Below are 19954 nucleotides of genomic sequence, written 5' to 3'. Positions count from 1 at the left end.
GAGGGCCCGGAGAAGTCCGACACCGTCGCGGAGTCCGAGGCCGACCACTGCCGGATCAGCGTCACCACCGTGCTCAAGGCCGGACAGCGGCTGCGGCTGGCCAAGTTCATCGCGTACGGCTGGTCCGGCACCCGCTCGCTGCCCGCCGTCCGGGACCAGGTGGAGGCGGCGCTGACCGCCGCCCGGTACACCGGCTGGGACGGGCTGGTCGCCGAACAGGCCGAATTCCTCCGGGAGTTCTGGGAGACCAGCGACATCGAGATCGAGGGCGACGTCGAACTCCAGCAGGCCGTCCGGTTCGCCGTCTTCCACGTCCTGCAGGCCGGCGCCCGCAGCGAGGAGCGGGCCATCCCCGCCAAGGGGCTGACCGGGCCCGGCTACGACGGGCACAGCTTCTGGGACACCGAGACCTTCGTCCTGCCGGTGCTCACCTACTGCCTGCCCGCCGCCGTCAACCAGGCGCTGCGCTGGCGGCACACCACACTGCCGCTGGCCCGCGAGCGCGCGGTCCAACTCGGCCTGCCCGGCGCGGTGTTCCCGTGGCGGACGATCCGCGGCGAGGAGTGCTCCGGGTACTGGCCGGCCGGCACCGCGGCCTTCCACATCGGCGCCGACATCGCCGCCGCCGTCGCCCGCTACGTCCGGGCCACCGGGGACGCCGAGTTCGAGCGCGAGTACGGGCTCGAACTGCTCGTCGAGACGGCCCGGATGTGGCGCTCGCTCGGCCACCACGACGTGGCCGGGAGGTTCCGCATCGAGGGCGTCACCGGCCCCGACGAGTACAGCGCCGTCGCGGACAACAACGTCTTCACCAACCTGATGGCGCAGAGCAACCTGCGGGCCGCCGCCGAGGCCGCCGTCCGCCACCCGCACGAGGCCGGGCTGCTCGGCGTGGACACCGAGGAGACCGCCGCCTGGCGCGATGCGGCCACCGCGATGTACATCCCGTACGACGAGGACCTCGGCGTCCACCCGCAGGCCGACGGCTTCACCCACCACCAGGTCTGGGACTTCGAGCACACCCCGCCGGCGAACTACCCGCTGCTGCTGCACTACCCGTACTTCGACCTGTACCGCAAGCAGGTGGTCAAGCAGGCCGACCTGGTGCTCGCCATGCAGGTCCGCGGCGACGCCTTCACCGACGAGCAGAAGGCCCGCAACTTCGCCTACTACGAGCGGCTGACCGTCCGGGACTCCTCGCTCTCCGCCTGCACCCAGGCGGTCATCGCCGCCGAGGTCGGCCAGCTCGACCTCGCCTACGACTACACGGCGGAGGCGGCGCTGATGGACCTGCACGACCTCGGCGGCAACACCCGCGACGGCCTGCACATGGCCTCGCTCGCCGGGGCCTGCATCGCCCTGGTGGCCGGCTTCGGCGGGCTGCGCGACCACAGCGAGACGCTCTCGTTCCGGCCCCGGCTGCCGTCCGGGCTGATGCGGCTGGGCTTCTCGCTGCTGGTGCGCGGGCACCTGCTCAGGGTCGAGATCACCCACGAGCGGACGACGTACACGCTGCGCCGCGGCGAGGTCCTCCAACTGCGGCACGACGGCGAGGCGGTGGAGGTCAAGTCGGGCGCCCCGGTCGTCCTGCCGACCGCCGTCCCGCCCGCCCAGGAGCGGGTCGCCCAGCCCCCGGGCCGCGAACCCGCCCGCCGCCAGCCCCAGGCCGGCCTCGCGGCGGGCAAGCTCGGGCAGCAGGACCACCTGGCGGCGGAGTAGGCCCGGCCGCCCTGCCCCCGTCACTCCTTCGGCCCACCCCGGCTGCGCCCGCCGCCTCCCCGTCGGAGGGTGCAGGTGTCCCCCGCCGACCGAAGGAGCGCAGCCGTGCCGAGCGTGGCCGAACAGATGGTGGAGGTGCTCCGGCAGGCCGGGGTGGAGCGGGTCTACGGCGTCGTCGGCGACAGCCTCAACCCGGTGGTGGACGCGATCCGCCGGGCCGACGGCATCGGCTGGGTGCACGTGCGCAACGAGGAGGCCGGCGCCTTCGCGGCCGCCGCCGAGGCCGAGCTCTCCGGCCGGCTCGCGGTCTGCGCCGGCTCCTGCGGCCCCGGCAACACCCACCTGATCCAGGGCCTCTACGACGCCCAGCGCAGCGGCCTGCCGGTGCTCGCGCTCGCCTCGCACATCCCGTCCGGGCAGATCGGCACCGGCTTCTTCCAGGAGACCCACCCCGAGCGGGTGTTCACCGACTGCAGCAACTGGTGCGAGATGCTCTCCACCCCCGCCCAGCTGCCCCGGCTGCTGCGGGTCGCCGTCCAGCACGCGCTCGGCTCGCACGGCGTCTCGGTGCTCGCCTTCCCCGGGGACGTCGCCGCGCTCCCCGCCGCCGCGCCCACCGGCACCAGCCACTTCCTCACCGAGCAGGCGGTGGCCGCGCCGCCGTGGTCCCAGGTGCAGGAGCTGGCCCGGCTGCTCAACGCGGCCCGCAAGGTGGTCCTGTTCTGCGGCGCGGGGGTGCGGGCGGCGCACGCCGAGGTGATGGCGGCCGCGCAGGCGCTGAACGCGCCGGTCGGCCACTCCCTGCGCGGCAAGGAGTGGATCCAGTTCGACAACCCGTATCGGACCTATGTGCGTACGTTACCGCCCCTCGGTCGGCTGCGTAGTCCGGGGCGTAGGACAGCCTCCGTCTGACGCCACCAGCACGTCAGACGGAGGCTGCGCCCGCTGCGCTCGGCGTGCCTTCCCCGGCAGCGGGATTCAGGGGCCCGGCCACCTCAAGGGGGGTGTGAGGCAGCCGGGCCGGTTGGGGGTTAGGGCAGGGCGTTGGCGGGGTCGTCCAGCCAGGGGCGGTGTTCGCCGGAGACGGTCACGGTCATGCCGAGCCGGGTGAGGCCGGGCTTGTCGTTGCGGACCCACCAGTCGTACGCCGCCGTAACCTCGTCCCACAGGTTGCGCGGGCCGGACTGCGACACCGCGTGTTGCCCGTCCCAGTCGGCGAATCGGCAATGGGCGTAGGACACGCCGTCCCAGATTTCAGTCCGGCCCGTGCCGAACCGGTCGTAGCCAGCCCACACGTTCTGACGGAACAGGTCCGGGATTCGCAGACCGATCGCGAAGGCCGCGTGGGTCTGCTCGGCCACGTCGGCGGGGTCGATGCCGGACGCGCTGCGCCGGATGTCCTCGATGTCGAAGTCGCCACTGTCGGGGTGCTGGTCGCGCACCCACATGAACGACACGTCCTCGACGAACGGGCCGCTCGCCGACTGCCCGTCCTCGGCCACCGTGAGGCGCAGCAGCGCGCCGTTGCAGAACGGCGTGCCGTAGGGCACCAGGATGACCCCGCCGGGGGCTGTCTGCTCGATGATCGACGACGGCAACCGCTGGACGGCCGCCGTGAAGTGCACCCGGTCGAACGGAGCGCCCTTGGGGTGGCCCAGCGTGCCGTCACCCGCGATGACCGTAGGCCGCAGGTCGGCGGCGTACAGGCGGTAGCGGGCCTGGCTGGCAAGGTCCGGGTCCACTTCGACGCTGGTCACGTTATCGGCGCCGATCTGGCGGGAGAGAAGGCCCGCCGTCCAGCCGGTTCCGGTGCCCACTTCCAGGACCCGCATACCCTCGGCCACGTCCAGGTGCCGGAGCATCTGGGCGACCACGGTGGGCATGGAGCTGGACGACGACGGGGTTTCGGTCTTGTCGTAGACCTGTGTCACGAGAGCCAGGTCCGAGGTAACCAACTCGGCCCAGTTATCGGGCTGTTCGGTGCGGTCGACCCACTTACCCTCTGACAGGATCCGGTTCGGGGTGAACAGGTCGCGCGGGGTGGTGCGGAACGTCTTCTCCCAGTCGGCCGACAGCGCCCCGGATTCCCGGAGTGCGTCGGTCAGCCTGTCCCACGTCATGGCTTCCCTTACGGCTTGGACGGCTTGGGCAGGTTGGTGGGCGGCGCGTCCCGCTGGCCGTCGTGCGGCGCGGTGTCGGGCTTGCCGGAGTGGCCCCCGCCGCTGCCCCCACCGGCCTTGCCGGGGCCGTCTCCGCCCGATCCTCCACCGTGTTTTCCCATGTGTGTTCCCTCCTGTGGGTGAGTTCTGGTGAGCCCCAATGGGGCGGCTCCGTCCGCGAGTTGGGGCGGAGCCTTCCCCTCGGGGATTTCAGCCGGCGGCCGGGGTCGCGGGGGTGTCCGGCGGCATCGGGCCGGGCGGGCGCTCGGTCGGCGTGTTGCGCATACTGGTGTCTCCTCACAGCGAGGCGGTACCGGGTCGCCGGTTGGCATCCGGGCCGTTCGGTGTTGCGGAACCCGCTCCGGTCGGCTGCCTGCCAGGGATGACGGCCGGGGCGGGAGTCAATTGGGGGCCTCTCAGCGCCTCGGGTGGTTGGCTTCCCGGACTCGGGCCAGCAGCACTGCCCGGCGCTGCCGCTCCTCCGGGGTCAGGGGCACCTCGGAGTGCTCCTCCGGCGTGAGGACCGGCCGGGGCTCTGCGGGCCGCTCACGGGGCCACGGGTGGGCGTGCAGCCACTCAAACGGGTCCACCGGCTCAGCGCCCCCAGGGGGGTCCTGTGCGGCCGCCTGCCGGTCGCCCTGGTCGCTACGCATCCGGGTCCACCTCCGGCGGGTTCAGGCACTCCCCGTCGTCAGCGTGCTGCTGCCGCCACCGGCCCAGGTGCCGGGCAATGGTGGGGGTCTCGTCGGCCGGGTACTGCGCCTCAATCCCGTCGAAGTACGCGCACCCCGGACACTTCGCGCGGACGGACCGTGCGGGGGCCTCAGGAAGCGTCGTCACGGCACGCACCCCTTGGTGCACTCCGCTACGTGCTTGTCCCGGAGCTTCTGAATGTCGCGCATGGCGTCCATGTCCTGAAGCTCTGCGGGGGCCTCAGCGAACACGGCGGCCATGCGGTCGAACGATCGGCCCACGGGACACGCTGCGGGGGCCCCGGGGCCCGCGCCTGGCAGCATCACGCGGCCCCCTTGTCGGGGCAGGTGTCCGCGCCGCAGGTGCACAACGGCCAGTCCTTCGGGATGCCCCGTCCCATGGCCTTGGCGGCGTATGCCGGGTCGTAGTCGGCCAGCGCATCCCCGGCAGGGGCGCGCTTCCGCTGCTCCGCCCGGTACTCCTCGCGGGTCTTGATCTTGCGGGCGTTGGTGCTCACCGCCATACGGGCCACTCCCTCGGCGTTGCCGGAACCGATGGCAACACGCTAGGAAGTCAAGCAAGTTGGGAGCCACGAAATTCTACGAGATTGCACGCCATCACCCGAGAGCATCAATGGCGGCTGTGATCAGCGCGCGTGCCTTCGGGCCATAAGCCGCCATGTCAGCCAGCGTCGCGAAGGTGTCGGCGTACATCGCCACCTCGCTGGGCTGCGTCAGGGTGAGATGCCCGGAGACCAGCTCGACGTTCACCTGAGCCGTATCGAAGATCCAGAACCCTTCGACTGGCATCCGGGTACGGTGCAGCCGGGCGGGGACGATCCCAACGCTGACGTTGGGCAGCGTGCCCACGGTGATCAGCCGCTCAAGCTGTTCGACCTGGGTATCAGCGTCGCCGAGCCCGTTGCGAAGTACGGACTCCTCAAGCAGGAATGCGAAGCGTCGTTGCCCCTCGCGGAGCACGCGTTGCCGTTCCATCCGTACGGCCACGGCATCGGCCACATCGTCGACCGTTACGCGCCTCTGCTGGACGGCGCGCAATACGTCCTCGGTGTAGCTGTGCGTCTGGAGAAGTCCGGGCACAAGCCACGACGAGTAGGCCCGGAACCAGTGGGTTCGTTCGAACAGAGGTAGAACGGCCTGCTGCGCCCTTCTCAGCCCTGCGCGCTCCATGCGGCGCCATTCGACCCACATGCCTTCCACGGCTCGCAGGGAGGCGACCAGATCCGCCGTTTCTTCCTCCCGGCCGCAGGCACTGCACCACGCGTGGAGGTCATCAGCGGACGGGGAGGTCTTGCCGGTGGAGATCCGGGACACCTTGGACGGGTGCCAGCCGCACAGCACCGCCAGTTGCTTGCCGTCCAACCCGGCGTCCTTGCACATCTCCCGGAGGCGATCTGCAAGGACTTGCCGGGCGGCTTGGACGTGAGACGATCCAGAAACGGACATGGTGGGTCAGGCCAGCTTGTATTCCTCGTGCGGGGTAGCCCGTTCCCACACGGCCTCAAAGGCGGCTTTGACCATGTTCACGACGGCCGGTTCGGTTCGCCATTCCCGGTCCACGACTTCCCCGACCCCGGAGAAGTACGTGAACAGCACGGCCGACCCGTCGAACATCCACAGGTCCGTTCCCGGCAGTGCGATGTCGGCAGCTTTCCGCCGGGGCAACCATCGGACCAGCTCACCCGCTGCGACGTTGGCGAACGTGAGGTCGTGCTCGTACCGGATGTAGTCCGTCACCGGCTCCGAGACGATCCGGGCGCGCCGCATGACCACTCCACGCCCGATGGTCTCGGCCGCTAGGTCGGCCCAAGATCCCCACCAGTCAGGCAAGTTCGCCGGATCATTGTCATACCGGTGACCCGCCCGCCAACGAGCGAACTCCGGATCGTCGGGCGTGTAGCTGTCACGCATCTCCAGGTGCACGGCGGAGCGCTGCGCCCTGGCCAAGCCCTCACGTACGGGGTACTTCACCGGTTCCGCCCTCCGGTCGCGGGATGTACTTCAGCATCACGGCCGGAAGCCGGATGATCGTCTCGTGTCCGGGAACGTCCGTGCTGTGACCGGGAATTGACCCGATCTCCTGACACGCCTTCACCTCTTCCTCGGTGGCCTTGTAGGACTGGATCAGGAGATCGCCGGTGTCCTCGTCCAGCCAGATCGTCGGCGAGTCGTCGACGGGGGTGTTCGGAATGATCCCGAGGAAACGCAACCTCATGACATCTCCCTGTGTCGAGCCGATTGCAGTCAGTTGCACGACTATCGCCCCGTCAGTCGATCAGCACAAGAGGGCGTCAGGGCAAACGGCGAAATGCCCCCGCCGGACCCGGTGAGGGGGCCGACGGGGGCATGGGGCCGCTCAGCGGTCCCGGTAGGGCTTCCGGCGCCACAGCCCACGAGCGTCTTGCCAGAGACCGGCGGTGGCCGGTGGCAGGCACCTTCGGGCGTCGCGCGGGCCGGTCCGGTGGGCGTCGCCTGCGCGAGTGCTGGCGAACGTCTCGTGACATGCCGAACAGTGCTCAGCGCGCAAGCCGGACCACTCCCGGCCGCATGGCGGGTGGATGATCTTCAAGGGTGCCTTTCGGTGGATTGCGAAACTCGAATTTGAGGGCTTCAAATCGCACGGCTGGCCCATCTGCCCAACCCCCACCCGAAAACCCGCCCATAGTCCGCCGTGGCAGCGATTTAAGGGTGTTCTGGTGGTTGGTCTCCCTCGCGTGCGCGCGCCCACGTGCACCCGTATGTGCATACGCGCGTTGCGCCCGCTGTTCCCGGGCAACGAAATGGCATCCCGCCTAGGCGTTTCATGGAGAAGTCGGATTCACCCGAAAGCCCCAGACCCGTACACGGGCCGATTCCTGCTAAGGCGCTGCGGTAAAGAGATAGGGGGAGGGGGTCACCCCCCAGGAGTGGGATGACTCTGGGGCCCACGCGTGGCAAGCATGCCCTTTCGGCGAAGGCGGTAAGCCTTTGCCTTATGAGCATCGGAGCAAAAAGACCGCGCCCTTCCCATTCCAGTCCAGCCAGCTTCATTAAAGCAGTCGGGAAGCTGGCACATGGCGGACCAGCGCGCGTCTTCCTCCTCCTCTTTCTGTCCGGCCCGAAATTCAATGCAGTCAGCACAGAAGACCCCATGCTGATTTCTAAATTCAGGATGACTCTGTCCACAGCGCGAACAAGGTTCCCGATTCTCGCGCCTATTCGGCTGTGCAGCCCGGTAGTCGGCCTGCTTGCATGCGGCGCTGCAATATCGCTTGTTACTCCTGCCTTTAAGGGACTTCTCGCACCAGTTGCAGGCGTGGCCAATGGTCAGCACTTTGAGCGCTCCACTTGATAACGGTCATTGACATCTCTCCTTTTTAAGTTCCGATGTTCAGTTGTAGGAAAGGGGGCCCGACCAATCGATCGAGCCCCCGACTACCTCAGCGCCGTGCGCTTCCCAGTTCGAAATGCGCTGGCTCTACGCACCTTTTGTCGTAGCACGTACGCCGCAATTCGTCGGCAGCAGTTAGCGGCCGGTGGAGAACACGGTAGATTGCTCGGTGTGCAAGCTCCCGCTTCGTGTGGCCGCGCACCTGATACTGGACGGTGGCTCGGCCCTTGCGATCCAGCTTTGCCGAGATGAGGCAGCCGGTAGCTTGGTTTCGAGTGGCACGATTCAGCGCGCGCAGAGCGATTTCCCGATCGGTCAGCTCATGAGTCATCGGTTCCACGGCTCCATGTCGTTAATGGGAGAGGACGGGCCGGCCGCCGGGTCGAATTCGGCGTCAGGGTCGGAATTCGGGTCCAGTCGGCCCGGAAGTCCACCCCATGTGTTCCCCTCAAATACCAGCCGGTCAGTCAGAATGCGATCCAGCGCGATTCGGTCAGCGTTCCAGTTAATGCCCCCGCGCGGTGCCATAAAGCGCCACTGCCGCTCGTTCGCGTTCCACGGGTTACCAAGGTCCGCATCAAGGTCCTCAACCGTGTCCGCTAGGGTCGCCAACTCGTCTATGAGACAGGCCAGTTGGGTCGCTGCAACCACAGCGGCAGCGCGCTTCTCCTCGGCCAGGCCGGTCACGTCGGCGCGCCAGTCGGCACGCACGGAAATCGCCGCAGCACGAACAGCCGTGGCCGCTTCGGCCGCAAGCTCATAAGCCGCCATCTGCACCCGCTGAGCCTCCGCAAGACGCGTCTCCAGCGGGCCCCGGTTGGTCGGCTTAGGCAGCGGCTTTCCCTGTGCGAGTGCCACCTTTACGGCAAGCTGGTCCCGGCCCTCTGCCTTTGCTAGGTCAGCCTCGGCGAAGGACACAGCCTCATCGGCGTCCGCGCGCTTGCGCAGCATCTCCTCGAAGCGGTCGAGGGCATTCTTTACGCTTTCCGGAGTGCAAGTGTACGTGTATCGCGGAACCTCTCGGGATGCCCGATCGTACAGTGAATTAAGGCGAGTGGATCGGGCATCGGGGGAAACGTGGGACACAGTCAGGCTCCTTGTCGGTAGGAATTTCACGAGAATCGGCTCAACGGCTCAGCGTTAGCTCGCGAATCGGCGCTGAAGAATTAGAGCGGCGAGCTTTGCCGGATCGATTTCTCCATTTCCGGTGATTTGCTCGGCGGCGCCGCCGCCCTTAACGAGTGGCGTAGGCGCCTTTTCGAGAGGTGAACGGAAGTGCTCGGCGAGCTTTCGAGCGTCCGCCGTGATCTCCTCGGCATTGGTGCCGGTAAGGCGATTGCGCAGCGTCTCCGGAATCGAGAACTGAGCGCCGATGTGCTGGCGAAGAGTCGAGAGGTCGGCCGCCGGCTGCGGGTGCTTACTCTCTTGTTTCCGCGCATTGGCGGCATTTTCCGCCTCGACTTCGGCGCGGGCATTGTTGATGTGCTTGGCGATTTCGGATCGTCGGTCCATTAGTCGACTCCTAGTCGGATTTGGGTACAAAAAATGGCCCCGCATCACGGGTGCTGCACATCCATCGGTCTCCGACCTGACCGTTGGGAAAGCAGCACCCGCAATACGGGGCCTACCGGCAAGAAGGCCGTTGGGCCTCTGCCGGGGTCCACTATTCAGTTGATCAATTGTTGGGGCGCGTCGGTACGCTCCCGGGCCGTTGGTTCGCTGGGCTGACGTTCAGCTCCTGTCCGGCCTAGTGTTGCAAAGGGTCTCCCTCTAAGGGAGATACCGGGGAAGGTTAAGAAGCAACCCGGCAGAGGGATCAATGGGGGACGGTAAGGGCCGTCTCCGAAGGGATCTACGGCGGCCGGTGAACGGCTCCCTCGACGGCATCAACGCGGACCGACTAACGCTGCCAACCTTGCGAGCCCCTGCCCGGCCCGTTGAGCGCCACACGGGGCCGTGGAGAGACCCGCACAGCCGATCGGTCGTTACAGGTTCTTTGGGGCCGTCCATGGCGGCTGGCGCGGCGTTGGCGACGCAGCAGGTGGCGGCAAGGCCCGGGTTCGTCACGAAACTGCGTGGAGGTGTTACGGCGCTCGTATTTCACCTACAGGGGATGAGAGGTAGTGCTACATGTAGTTCTAACTATGTAACAAACCCTAAGAGATTCGTGACAAACATCGTTTGACCTGGGGTTACGCCCCTAGCGCTGCGAGGCGCACCTACATAGAGGGACCTGAAACAAGAAAAAGCCCCGCCCGGCCCACACGGGCCAGACGGGGCAAAGGGAGCACTTACGCCAACTGCTCCTCGCGCTCAACGGCAGCCAGCGTCTCAGCTTCCGGGTCGGCGAACTCCCCGATGCTGAACGACAGGCGGCTAGTCACGTCCCGACTTCCACGGGTCGTTTCTCCCACCTCAATTCGGGCTCCTACCTGCCGGAGGAGGTCCCGCTTGCCTTCCGTGTCCTCGCTGTGCCACAGCTTCGAGTATGTCTCACCGGTGGCGATGACCTCCGTCCTCGGCGGGATGACCGGTTCGGCGGAAAGCCTGTCGAGGCGGTCCGAACGGGACTGGAGCTGTCGAGCAACGGCCGCAGCGGCGGTCCCACGCAGTCCGACCAATTGGCCGGACAATTCCTCCACGTCCGCCGCTAGTTCCTCGATCTCGGCAGTGTGGTCCTGGCCCGGTATCACGATGATTTGGAACACTTCCTTTTCGCCGAACAGTGCAAGGAATTGCTCCTCCGCGTAGCGATCGACGGCGTCGGCGATCACATACGCGGGCTTGCGGCAGACCCGGCCATGAGCCCTTGCCGCGCATCGGTACTGGCGCTTCGGCTCCTTTCGGTTCGGACCCGGGGAGAGCCAGCCCTGATACAGGCGACCGCCGCAGACCCCGCAATGGAGGACCCCTAGGAGCGGGTGCGCATCGGACCGCCTCTCGGGGGCGGTTCCGGAGGTCTGGTCGAGCTTGGCTTGCAGCCGGTGGAACTTCTCAACGGGAATCAGTGCATCGCCCCGGAGCACGTATTCGCCGTTCTCATCCCGCACGACTTTGCCGTTGTGCGTGAACCGGCCGATCAAGTGCTGATTCCTGAGATAGTCGGTGACCATTCCGGGATTCCAGCGTGCGTCAGGATCAATCTCTCGCCCGGCGAGCTTGCGCCGGTGGTTTGCCGGGGTCACGGCGGGATGATTCTCGTTCACCCAATCGGATATTGCGTGGCGGCTCTTGTCGTTGAGTGCCATATCCACCATGTGGTTGCCGATTTCTGCGGTGTTCCACAGGAAATCGTCCGTGTCGTCGTTGAGCCCAAGCCACCACCCTTCGTCCTCGGTCGGGTGAGGGACTGGCCTGGCGTGGAAGGGGACGGGGCCGCCGGACCAACGCCCGACCGAGCGCAGGAACTCGGACGCGCCGGTGGTGCGTTCCTTGATGGCCTCTGCCTCCATCTGAGCGGCGAAGGCGAGGACCATCATGATCAGCTCGGACATTGGGGAGCCGAAGTCCAGTTCAAGCCGGGCGCTCCCGGGCCCCTCGGCGAAGATGAGCCGCTTCTTGTGGTCCTTGGCCCACTGGCCAAGCTGGGCCATGTCCGCCATCTTGCGGACGGCACGATCCAGTCGCCACCACGCGATCACGTCGTACTCGTCGGGGCGCTGCATCCACTCGCCCAGCTCCGGCCGCTCGTGTGGCGGAACCTTGGAAGCCGACACGTCCATGTCGCGGGCCCACCCGACGACGTGTCCGCCGATGTCGGCGGCCACGCGCTCTACCGCTGCCTCCTGGCGCTCCGGGGAAGTGCTGTTGTCCCGGTACCGGCTGAGTCGGGTAGCCCCGAGGACGCGCGGTCCCCTCTGTGCAGGTATCACTCTGTGCTCTTGCCTTTCTCGTACGTACGCACGTTAGCCCGGTACGACAACCCGTACGACGTCGGCATGAGCGGCCTGCTCGGCTACGGGGCCTGCCACGAGGCGCTGCACTCCGCCGACCTGGTGCTGCTGCTCGGCACCGACTTCCCGTACGACTCCTTCCTGCCGCAGGCGCACACCGTCCAGGTGGACCACGACGCCACCCGGCTCGGCCGCCGCACCGCCCTGGAGCTGGCCGTCCACGGCGACGTGGCCGCCACCCTGCGGGCGGTGCTGCCGCTGCTGGACGCCAAGACCGACCGCGCCTTCCTGGACGGCATGCTGCGCAAGCACTGCCGGGCGCTGGAGGACGTGATCGGCGCGTACACCCGGGACATCGAGAAGCACCTGCCGATCCACCCCGAGTACGTCGCCTCGGTGCTGGACGAGGTGGCCGCCGAGGACGCGGTGTTCACCGTGGACACCGGCATGAACAACGTCTGGGCCGCCCGCTACCTCCAGCCCAACGGCCGCCGCCGGGTGATCGGCTCCTTCCTGCACGGCTCGATGGCCAACGCCCTCCCGCACGCGATCGGCGCCCAGCTCGCCTGCCCGGGGCGGCAGGTGGTCGCGATGGCGGGCGACGGCGGGATCGGCATGCTGCTCGGCGAGCTGCTCACGGTGGCCAAGCACCGGCTGCCGGTGAAGACGGTGGTGTTCAACAACGGCGCGCTCGGCATGATCAAGCTGGAGATGCTGGTCTCCGGCTACCCGGAGTCCGAGATCGACAACGGGGACGTGGACTACGCGGGGATCGCCCGGGCGATGGGCATCCAGGCCAAGCGGGTGACCGAGCCGGCCCGGGTCCGGGAGGTGCTGGCGGAGGCGCTGGAACGGCCGGGGCCGGCCCTGGTGGACGTGGTCACCGACCCCAACGCGCTGTCCATCCCGCCGCACATCACCGCCGCCCAGCTGAAGGGCTTCGCGCTGGCGGCGGGCCGGACGGTGCTCTCGGGCGGCGTCGGGCGCATGATCGACCTGGCCCGGAGCAACCTGCGGAACATCCCGCGGCCGTGAGCGGGGGCCTCCGAAGCGGGGCACTGCCCGCGGGCTTTGCCTCTGGGGCAAATTTCTTGCCCGTCCGGCACGCCGGGTGTCCACTGGACACATGACCAGCAGCTCCACCGGTGCCCCCGCCACGGGCGAACAGCTCGACGACCAGGAGGTCGCCGGCCTCGCCGCGCGCCTGCGTGAGCACCGGCTCAGCAGCCGCCTCACCCTGGAGGTGGCCGCCGGGCGGGTCGGGCTCTCCCCAGCCTATCTGTCCCGGCTGGAGACCGGCCGCCGGCAGCCCTCGCTGCCCGTGCTGCTCGGCCTCGCCCGCGCGTACGGGACCTCGGTCTCCGGGCTGCTCGGCGAGACCCTGGCCGAGCCGGACCCGATCGTCCGCGGCGGCGCCATCGAGCCCGGCCGGGCCGGTGGCTGGGGCTACCGCCGGGCCGGTGCCCCCGGCCGCGCCATGCAGGCGCTGCGGGTGCACGTCCCGCCGGGCGTGCAGGACGCGGTGGTCCGGGTCCACCCGGGCGAGGAGTGGCTGTACGTCCTGAAGGGGGCCCTGCGGGTCACCCTCGGCGACCGCGTCCACCACCTCGGCGTGGGCGACTCCGCCCACTACGACTCGCTCACCCCGCACTGCATCGCCGCGGAGTCGGACAGCGGCGTCGAACTGCTCTTCGTCCACACCCTGTTGCAGAGCCCCGGCGGCGAACTCTGCCTCGGCGGCGGCCCGGCCGCCGTTCACTGACCTGCCGTCAGAACACCCCGGAGGAGATCACCATGGCCGATCCCACCACCACCCTCGCCCCCGACACCCCGGCCGGCCCGAAGACCATGGACGCCGGCAAGTGGGCCAACAAGCGGATCTACCTCCGCCTGCTGATCTACACCGTGGGCTGCCACGCCTTCGCCGGCTTCATCATCCTCCTGTTCACGCTCGGCAGCCGCAACAAGTAGTCCGGGCCTCGGAGCCGCCCCGCGGGCGCGTCCGAGGACCGGCCCGGGACCGTCCGCCCGCCCCCGCCCCCGAGGGAGGCGGGCGGACCTGCGCCCGCTCCCCGCCGTCCGCGCTCACGCCCCGCGCAGCAGCTCGCAGAGCGCCCGCACGGCCGCGGGGAAGGCGTGCTCGGGCGGGGTGGCGTAGCCGACGACCAGGGCGGGCGGGGCGTCGGCGGGGGCCGGGGCGGCGCGGTGCCAGGCGAGGCCGTTGAGGGAGAGGCCGGCCTGCCGGGCGCGGGCCAGCAGCTCGGGCTCGGGGGTGGAGCCGGGCGGCAGCTGGAGGACGGCGTGCAGACCGGCCGCGATGCCGGTGACCCGGACCTGCGGGGCGTGTTCGGCGAGCGCCGCCACCAACCGGTCGCGCCGGCGCCGGTAGTGCAGCCGGCAGCGCCGCACGTGGCGGTCGTACGTGCCGGAGGCGATCAGCTCCGCCAGCGTCAGCTGGTCCAGCACCGGGGACATCGTGTCGGCCAGCGCCTTCAGCCGGGCGACCGGCTCGACCAGCGCGTCCGGCAGGGCCAGCCAGGCCAGCCGCAGGCCCGGCGCCAGGCTCTTCGCGGCCGTCCCGACGTACACCACCCGCTCCGGGTCCAGCGCCTGCATCGCGCCGAGCGGCTGCCGGTCGTAGCGGAACTCGCCGTCGTAGTCGTCCTCGACCACGTACCGGTCCTGCTCCCGCGCCCAGCGCACCGCCTCCGACCGCCGTCCGGCGGCCAGGGCCGCGCCGGTGGGGTACTGGTGGGCCGGGGTGAGCAGGACGGCGCCGGCCCGGCCGTCGAGCCGGTCGACCAGGGCGCCGTCCGCGTCCAGCGGCACCGGGGCGGTGGTGAGCCCGGCGGCCCGGACGATCGCGTGCTGCGGCGGCAGCCCGTACTCCTCGACGGCCAGCGTGCGGGCGCCGCGCTCGCGCAGGGCGGCGCAGAGCAGGCCCAGGCCCTGGGTGACACCGCTGCAGATGAGCAGGTGGTCGGGGTCGGTGCGCACGCCGCGGACCCGGGCCAGGTAGTGGGTGAGCGCCTGCCGCAGCTCGATCCGGCCGAGCGGGCTGCCGTAGTCGAGGACCTCGTGCGGCGCGGTGGCGAGGGCGCGGCGGGCGGCGGCGAGCCAGGCGGTGCGGGGGAAGAGCGAGAGGTCGGGCCGGCCGGCCGTCAGGTTGTGGCGGACGGCCTGCTCCTGCGGCGCCGTCGGGGCGGCGGGCCGTCGGGCCCGGACCGGTTCCGGCACGGCCCGCCGGGCGACGGTGGTGCCGGAGCCCTGCCGGGAGCTGAGCCAGCCCTCCGCGGTGAGCTGGCCGTACGCCTCGACCACGGTGTTGCGGGCGATCCCGAGGTCCTCGCCGAGCGCCCGGGAGGAGGGCAGCCGGGTGCCGGGGGCGAGCCGCCCGTCCTGGACGGCCTCGCGCAGCGCGTCCTCCAGGGCGGCCCGCAGACCGGCGCCGGCCGCCCGCCGCTCGGTGAGGTCCAGGTGCAGGTCGCCGCCGAAGGCGGTCCAGGAGGTGCTCACGGCCCCATTCTCGCCCGCCGGGGGCCGTCCCCGGGCGGGGCCGGAGGGTGTGGGCGGTGCTCATCCCGTCCTCCTCGTCGGTTAGCGTCCGTCAGTGGACCGACGGATCCCGACGCGAGGACGTGACAGGTGAGCGAGGCAATCCCCCAGGCCGGTTCGGCGGAGCTCCGACCGGCCGAACTGGCCCGGCGTTTCGAGGCGGAGCGGCCCCAACTGCGCGCGGTGGCCTACCGGATGCTCGGGTCGATCGCCGAGGCCGAGGACGCCGTCCAGGAGGCCTGGCTGAAGCTGAGCCGCAGCGACGTGGGCCAGGTGCGCAACCTCGGGGCCTGGCTCACCACCGTCGTCGGCCGGGTCTGCCTGGACCAGCTGCGCTCCCGCAGCTCCCGGCGGGAGGAGCCGCTGCCCGAGCAGGAGGGCCGGGTGCGGCTGCCGGACCCGGTGGTCAGCGGGCTGTCGGGGGCGGACCCGGTGCACGGGATCCTGGTCGCGGACTCGGTCGGGATCGCGCTGATGGTCGTCCTGGAGACGCTCTCCCCGGCGGAGCGGCTGGCCTTCGTGCTGCACGACATGTTCGAGGTGCCCTTCGACGGGATCGCCGAGGTGCTCGGGCGCACCGCCGCCTCCACCCGGCAGCTGGCCAGCCGGGCCCGCCGCCGGGTCCAGGGCGCCACCCCGGCCGCGGACTCCGACAACGCCCGCAAGCGCGAGGTGGTGGAGGCCTTCCTGTCCGCCTCCCGGGGCGGGGACTTCGACGCCCTGGTGGCCGTGCTCGACCCGGACGTGGTGGCCCGGGCGGACGGCGGCACGCTGGTGCCGAGCGTGCTGCGCCGCGGTGCGGCGGGCATCGCCTCGCAGGCGATCTCCTTCGCCCGCTTTGCCGCCGACGGCCGGTTGGTCCTGGTCAACGGCTCGCCGGGCGTGGTCTCCTTCGCCGAGGGCCGCCCGCTGTCGGTCATGTCGTTCACCGTCCACGCGGGCCGGATCACCGAGCTGAACATCCTCACCGACCCGACCCGGCTGGCCGCCCTGGGCCTCACGCCCTGACCGGCCCGACGCCTCCGGGCCGGCTTCCCGCAGGCCGGCCCGGGGGCGTTCGGCACGGTTCCGCCACGCGGTGTTCGCCGTCGGTTCGGGCCGTTTCCCGGGCCGCCCCGGCGGCCCCGCGCTACCGTGCCGCCCATGGCGAACTTTGTACTGGTGGCGGGCGCCTGGCTCGGTGCCTGGGCGTGGGACGGGGTCGTGGCGGAGCTGGGCGCGGCCGGGCACGGGGCGTACCCGCTGACGCTCTCCGGGCTCGCGGAGCGGCGCGGCACGCCCGCCGGGCAGCAGGAGCACGTGGCGGACGTCGTCGCCGAGGTGGAGCGGCTGGACCTGCGCGACGTGGTGCTGGTCGGGCACAGCTACGCGGGCATCCCGGTGGGCCGGGCCGCCGAACGGATCGGCGGGCGGCTGGCCGGGCTGGTCCTGGTGGACGCCAACGTGCCGGTGGCGGGGGAGTCGTTCGCCGACCAGCTGCCGGAGCCGGCCGCGCTGCGGGCGGACCTCGCGGCGCACGGGGGCTGGTGGCCGCCGCCGCCGGCGGCGGAGTTCGCCGAGCAGGGGCTGACGGTCGGCCAGATCGCCCGGATCACCGCGGGGGCGACCCCGCACCCGGGCCGCTCGCTGACCGAACCGGCAGTGCCGGCGGGCCCGTTGAGCGCGCTCCCGGCGGTGTACGTGAAGTGCCTGCTGGACTGGCCGGAGCCGCCGCCGGTGGTCGCCGGGCTGGTCGCGGACGGGCACTGGCGGCTGGTGGAGCTCGACACCGGGCACTGGCCGATGTTCTCCCGGCCGGCCGAGCTCGCGCGGGTGCTGGCCGAGGCGGCGCGGCCGGCCCGGAGCGAGGGGTAGCTGCGCGCGAACGCCCTTGGTGTCCCGGGCAGTTCACCGGCCGTACGGCTACCGGGCGCCGGTGCCGAGGTGCTCGACCAGTGCCCTCGCCACGGCGGCCAGGAGGGTGGCGGACGGGACGGCCCGGTGCGCCGCGTCGCAGAGCAGCACGAGCGCGGTCACCGCGGCCGGCGTGCCCAGCAGCGGCAGGGCGACGGTCAGCACGGCGAGCAGGCGGCGGGGGCGGTGCGGGGGGTCCGGGCGGGTCACGGCGGCTCTCCTTCGGGCTCGACCCGCGCCACGATGCCGCCTCCCGCAGCGTCAGGTTCAAGTCCTTTTCCGCCGCCGCCGACCGGTCGCCGCCGCAGACCGGGCTCCGGCGCCGCCGCCCGGCCGCCCGGCCGCCGCCGGTCAGTCCGCGGCCACCCGCCGCCACCCCGGCCCGTCCGCGGCCACCGGCGCGGCCGCGAAGTCGTAGCGCAGCAGCTCCGGCCCGAGCGCGAGCAGCGAGATCGACGAGGAGCCCCAGATCCGCCCGTCGCCGAAGTCCCGCCGCTGGATCAGCGCGGCGTCCGCGTCCGGCGCCAGCCCGTCCCCGGTGACGACCGGCAGCCAGCCGCCCCAGGCCGCCGCGGCCGGCCCCTCGGCGGTCGGCTCGGGCCGGGGCTCGGCGGTGAGCCGGGACCGGAAGTGGGCGGCCCGCGCGGCCATCAGCGCGCGGATCCGCTCGGAGGTGGTCCGGCCGGCCGCCAGGCCCTCCAGCCCGTCGTTGAGCACCACGCTCAGTCCGGCCGGCAGTTCGCGCTCCGCCAGCCGGTGGCCGTCCCAGCTGGACACCCGGGCGCCGTCGGCCCGGGCCAGGACGAGGTGGAACGGGTCGTACGGGGTGAGGTCGAGGTGCCCGATCCCGCCCTCCCGGACGGCGGTGAGCGGTAGTTGGCCGCGGGTGAGCCGGGCGTGGACGGGGGCGAGCGGGCCGAAGCCGTTCAGCAGGCAGGCGGCGGTGTGCCGGCCGGGGTCGACGGCCAGCCAGGTGCCGCCGGCCGCGAGGTCGAGGCCGCCGAGCAGCTCGGGCCGGTCCGGCCAGTGGTGGTCCGGCGGCAGCCAGGCGCGTCCCAGGTACTCGTCCCGGACGGACAGCAGCAGCACCGGGGCGGCAGAGCCCGGCTCGATGCTGACGAACGCCGTGCACACGACCGTGCCCCCTGACCTCGTCCTGTCGGTGATCTCCCGCCGGCGATCTCCTCCAGCGATCCTCGCACGGTCGTTCGTACGCCGGAAGTGGCCCAAGGAACGCGTGGCCGAACGCACCAGGTCGGCAGGCCACCGCGCTCCTAGGCTGGCGGCCATGACGACGAACGCGACGAAGCCCGAGACGGTGGACGGGGCCCCGGTGCCCGCCCCCGAGCAGCGCCTGGTGATGCCCGAGCTCGCCCCCGCCTACTACCAGGCGATGGTCGCCGTGGACCGGGCCTCCCGGGAGGGCGTCGACCCGGTGCTCGCCGAACTGGTCAAGGTGCACGCCTCGATGATCAACGGCTGCGCCTTCTGCATCGACATGCACGCCACCGACGCCCGCAAGCACGGCGAGCGGGACCACCGGCTGCTCGCCCTGCCGGCCTGGCGCGAGACCCCGTTCTTCACCGCCCGCGAGCGCGCCGCCCTAGCCCTGACCGAGTCCGTCACCCTGCTGACCCAGGGCCACGTGCCGGACGCCGTGTACGCGGAGGCCGCCGCCCGGTTCGACGAGACCGAGCTGGCCCAGCTGATCGCGCTGATCGCCACCATCAACGCCTGGAACCGGATCGGCGTGTCCACCCGCATGAGCCCGGCCGCCCGATGAGCGCCGCCGACCTCGCCGACCGGCGGGAGAAGGCCCGGCTGCTGCGGGAGCTGCACCGCCCGGGCGAGCCGCTGGTGCTGGCGAACGCCTGGGACGTGCCGAGCGCCCGGCTGGTGGCCGCCGCCGGGGCGCGGGCGGTGGCGACGGCCAGCGCGAGCGTGTCCTGGTCGCTCGGCAGCGCGGACGGCGGCGGCGCCGACCGCGAGCAGGTGCTGGCCCGGACCGCCCAGGTGGTCCGCGCGGTCGACCTGCCGGTCACCGCGGACCTGGAGGCCGGCTACGCGGACACCGCCGCCGGCGTCGGCGAGACGGTCGCCGCGCTGCTCGCCACCGGTGCCGTCGGGGTGAACCTGGAGGACGAGGGCCGTCCGCCGGCGGAGGCCGCCGAGCGGATCGCGGCCGCCCGGGCCGCGGCGGACGCGGCCGGCGTGCCGCTCTTCGTCAACGCCAGGACCGACGTGTTCCTGCGCGGGATCGGCGCCCCGGAGGGCCGGTTCGACGACGCGGTGCACCGGCTGCGGGCGTACGTCGAGGCGGGCGCCGACGGGGTGTTCGTCCCCGGGGTGGCCGACCCGGAGACCATCGCCGCCCTGGTCGCGGCCGTCCCGGCGCCGCTGAACGTGCTGGCCGGCCCGGGTGCCCCGGCGGTCGCCGCGCTGGCGGAGCTGGGCGTGGCCCGGATCAGCCTGGGCCCGGGCCTGGCCGAGGTGGCGTACGCGGCGGTCCGCCGGGCCGCCGAGGAGGTGTACGGGCACGGCACGTTCACCGCGCTCGCCGAGGGGCTGGGCTACCCGGAGCTCAACCGGCTGTCCGCGGGCTGAGCGACGGGAACCGAGTCGGTTCGCGGACCGTGGGCGGCCGGCCGTTCG

19 protein-coding genes and 2 pseudogenes are annotated in these 19954 nt (G+C 71.2%); 9 read left to right on the top strand and 12 right to left on the bottom strand.

Translation table 11 applies throughout. The features are described from left to right. On the top strand, positions 1–1719 hold a 1719-nt coding region (locus tag ABZW03_RS08580), incomplete at its 5' end, for a glycosyl hydrolase family 65 protein (RefSeq protein WP_355253947.1). Positions 1720–1824: 105 nt separating this feature from the next. Next, positions 1825–2559: pseudogene (locus ABZW03_RS08575) on the top strand (thiamine pyrophosphate-binding protein); the annotation flags it as partial. A 191-nt stretch (positions 2560–2750) separates the two neighbouring features. Here ABZW03_RS08575 and ABZW03_RS08570 read toward each other — a convergent pair. The 9 genes from ABZW03_RS08570 to ABZW03_RS08530 all read right to left on the bottom strand — a co-directional run bounded on the left by ABZW03_RS08570 (position 2751) and on the right by ABZW03_RS08530 (position 11833). Further along, positions 2751–3839 carry a methyltransferase domain-containing protein gene (locus tag ABZW03_RS08570; RefSeq protein WP_355253945.1) on the bottom strand — a complete coding sequence of 363 codons (1089 nt, stop codon included), beginning with the start codon at positions 3837–3839 and terminating at the stop codon, positions 2751–2753. 8 nt (positions 3840–3847) lie between these two features. Further along, the gene (locus ABZW03_RS08565; protein WP_355253943.1) at positions 3848–4000 is read right to left on the bottom strand and encodes a hypothetical protein; all 153 of its coding nucleotides are present in this window, start codon (positions 3998–4000) and stop codon (positions 3848–3850) included. 893 nt (positions 4001–4893) lie between these two features. Beyond that, complete coding sequence (locus tag ABZW03_RS08560) at positions 4894–5094, bottom strand: hypothetical protein (RefSeq protein ID WP_355253941.1); 201 nt, start codon at positions 5092–5094, stop codon at positions 4894–4896. A 94-nt stretch (positions 5095–5188) separates the two neighbouring features. Continuing rightward, the gene (locus tag ABZW03_RS08555) at positions 5189–6037 is read right to left on the bottom strand and encodes a helix-turn-helix transcriptional regulator (RefSeq protein ID WP_355253939.1); all 849 of its coding nucleotides are present in this window, start codon (positions 6035–6037) and stop codon (positions 5189–5191) included. 6 nt (positions 6038–6043) lie between these two features. Further along, entirely contained in the window at positions 6044–6562 is a 519-nt protein-coding gene (locus tag ABZW03_RS08550) for a DUF6879 family protein (RefSeq protein ID WP_355253937.1), read from the bottom strand. Further along, a complete protein-coding gene (locus tag ABZW03_RS08545; protein ID WP_355253935.1) occupies positions 6543–6806 on the bottom strand; it encodes a hypothetical protein in 264 nt (87 codons plus the stop codon). Before ABZW03_RS08545 ends, ABZW03_RS08550 begins: the two co-directional genes overlap by 20 nt. 1482 nt (positions 6807–8288) lie before the next feature. After that, positions 8289–8912 (bottom strand): hypothetical protein, encoded by a 624-nt coding sequence (locus ABZW03_RS08540; protein ID WP_355253933.1) that lies wholly within the window; start codon positions 8910–8912, stop codon positions 8289–8291. A gap of 189 nt (positions 8913–9101) precedes the next feature. Further along, positions 9102–9473: a hypothetical protein gene (locus ABZW03_RS08535; RefSeq protein WP_355253931.1), complete on the bottom strand. Its 372-nt coding sequence runs from the start codon at positions 9471–9473 to the stop codon at positions 9102–9104. A gap of 779 nt (positions 9474–10252) precedes the next feature. Beyond that, positions 10253–11833, bottom strand: coding sequence for a recombinase family protein (locus tag ABZW03_RS08530; protein ID WP_355253929.1), 1581 nt, complete (start codon positions 11831–11833; stop codon positions 10253–10255). 39 nt (positions 11834–11872) lie between these two features. On the opposite strand from ABZW03_RS08530, the pseudogene ABZW03_RS08525 reads away from it, so the two are divergent. From ABZW03_RS08525 to ABZW03_RS08515, 3 genes and pseudogenes are all read left to right on the top strand, one after another. After that, a pseudogene (locus ABZW03_RS08525) lies at positions 11873–12889 on the top strand (thiamine pyrophosphate-dependent enzyme); the annotation flags it as partial. Between the two features lie 91 nt (positions 12890–12980). Then, the gene (locus ABZW03_RS08520) at positions 12981–13616 is read left to right on the top strand and encodes an XRE family transcriptional regulator (RefSeq protein ID WP_355253927.1); all 636 of its coding nucleotides are present in this window, start codon (positions 12981–12983) and stop codon (positions 13614–13616) included. Positions 13617–13648: 32 nt separating this feature from the next. Next, complete coding sequence (locus ABZW03_RS08515; protein ID WP_355253925.1) at positions 13649–13825, top strand: DUF6126 family protein; 177 nt, start codon at positions 13649–13651, stop codon at positions 13823–13825. Between the two features lie 114 nt (positions 13826–13939). On the opposite strand, the gene ABZW03_RS08510 is transcribed toward ABZW03_RS08515, so the two are convergent. Further along, positions 13940–15370 (bottom strand): PLP-dependent aminotransferase family protein, encoded by a 1431-nt coding sequence (locus ABZW03_RS08510; RefSeq protein WP_355253923.1) that lies wholly within the window; start codon positions 15368–15370, stop codon positions 13940–13942. 129 nt (positions 15371–15499) lie between these two features. On the opposite strand from ABZW03_RS08510, the gene ABZW03_RS08505 reads away from it, so the two are divergent. Beyond that, positions 15500–16417: a sigma-70 family RNA polymerase sigma factor gene (locus tag ABZW03_RS08505; RefSeq protein WP_355253921.1), complete on the top strand. Its 918-nt coding sequence runs from the start codon at positions 15500–15502 to the stop codon at positions 16415–16417. A gap of 135 nt (positions 16418–16552) precedes the next feature. Continuing rightward, positions 16553–17263: an alpha/beta fold hydrolase gene (locus ABZW03_RS08500; RefSeq protein ID WP_355253919.1), complete on the top strand. Its 711-nt coding sequence runs from the start codon at positions 16553–16555 to the stop codon at positions 17261–17263. A gap of 48 nt (positions 17264–17311) precedes the next feature. Here the strand turns inward: ABZW03_RS08500 and ABZW03_RS08495 are convergent, their stop codons facing one another. Then, positions 17312–17512, bottom strand: coding sequence for a hypothetical protein (locus ABZW03_RS08495; protein WP_355253917.1), 201 nt, complete (start codon positions 17510–17512; stop codon positions 17312–17314). Positions 17513–17653: 141 nt separating this feature from the next. Next, the gene (locus tag ABZW03_RS08490; RefSeq protein WP_355253915.1) at positions 17654–18436 is read right to left on the bottom strand and encodes an NRDE family protein; all 783 of its coding nucleotides are present in this window, start codon (positions 18434–18436) and stop codon (positions 17654–17656) included. 154 nt (positions 18437–18590) lie between these two features. Between ABZW03_RS08490 and ABZW03_RS08485 the strand changes: the two genes are divergently transcribed. After that, a complete protein-coding gene (locus ABZW03_RS08485; RefSeq protein WP_355253913.1) occupies positions 18591–19085 on the top strand; it encodes a carboxymuconolactone decarboxylase family protein in 495 nt (164 codons plus the stop codon). Beyond that, positions 19082–19906, top strand: a complete 825-nt coding sequence (locus ABZW03_RS08480; protein WP_355253911.1) for an isocitrate lyase/phosphoenolpyruvate mutase family protein — start codon at positions 19082–19084, stop codon at positions 19904–19906. Before ABZW03_RS08485 ends, ABZW03_RS08480 begins: the two co-directional genes overlap by 4 nt. Positions 19907–19954 lie beyond the last annotated feature (48 nt).

Source organism: Kitasatospora sp. NPDC004799, assembly GCF_040609095.1.
GTDB lineage: Bacteria > Actinomycetota > Actinomycetes > Streptomycetales > Streptomycetaceae > Kitasatospora.
This window is presented reverse-complemented; position numbering and strand designations above follow the sequence as displayed.

Coding starts and splice junctions, on each gene's coding strand:
- ABZW03_RS08570 (WP_355253945.1), bottom strand. CDS start 3,839: ATGACGTGGGACAGGCTGACCGACGCACTCCGGGAATCCGGGGCGCTG.
- ABZW03_RS08565 (WP_355253943.1), bottom strand. CDS start 4,000: ATGGGAAAACACGGTGGAGGATCGGGCGGAGACGGCCCCGGCAAGGCC.
- ABZW03_RS08560 (WP_355253941.1), bottom strand. CDS start 5,094: ATGGCGGTGAGCACCAACGCCCGCAAGATCAAGACCCGCGAGGAGTAC.
- ABZW03_RS08555 (WP_355253939.1), bottom strand. CDS start 6,037: ATGTCCGTTTCTGGATCGTCTCACGTCCAAGCCGCCCGGCAAGTCCTT.
- ABZW03_RS08545 (WP_355253935.1), bottom strand. CDS start 6,806: ATGAGGTTGCGTTTCCTCGGGATCATTCCGAACACCCCCGTCGACGAC.
- ABZW03_RS08540 (WP_355253933.1), bottom strand. CDS start 8,912: ATGCTGCGCAAGCGCGCGGACGCCGATGAGGCTGTGTCCTTCGCCGAG.
- ABZW03_RS08535 (WP_355253931.1), bottom strand. CDS start 9,473: ATGGACCGACGATCCGAAATCGCCAAGCACATCAACAATGCCCGCGCC.
- ABZW03_RS08520 (WP_355253927.1), top strand. CDS start 12,981: ATGACCAGCAGCTCCACCGGTGCCCCCGCCACGGGCGAACAGCTCGAC.
- ABZW03_RS08515 (WP_355253925.1), top strand. CDS start 13,649: ATGGCCGATCCCACCACCACCCTCGCCCCCGACACCCCGGCCGGCCCG.
- ABZW03_RS08500 (WP_355253919.1), top strand. CDS start 16,553: ATGGCGAACTTTGTACTGGTGGCGGGCGCCTGGCTCGGTGCCTGGGCG.
- ABZW03_RS08485 (WP_355253913.1), top strand. CDS start 18,591: ATGACGACGAACGCGACGAAGCCCGAGACGGTGGACGGGGCCCCGGTG.
- ABZW03_RS08480 (WP_355253911.1), top strand. CDS start 19,082: ATGAGCGCCGCCGACCTCGCCGACCGGCGGGAGAAGGCCCGGCTGCTG.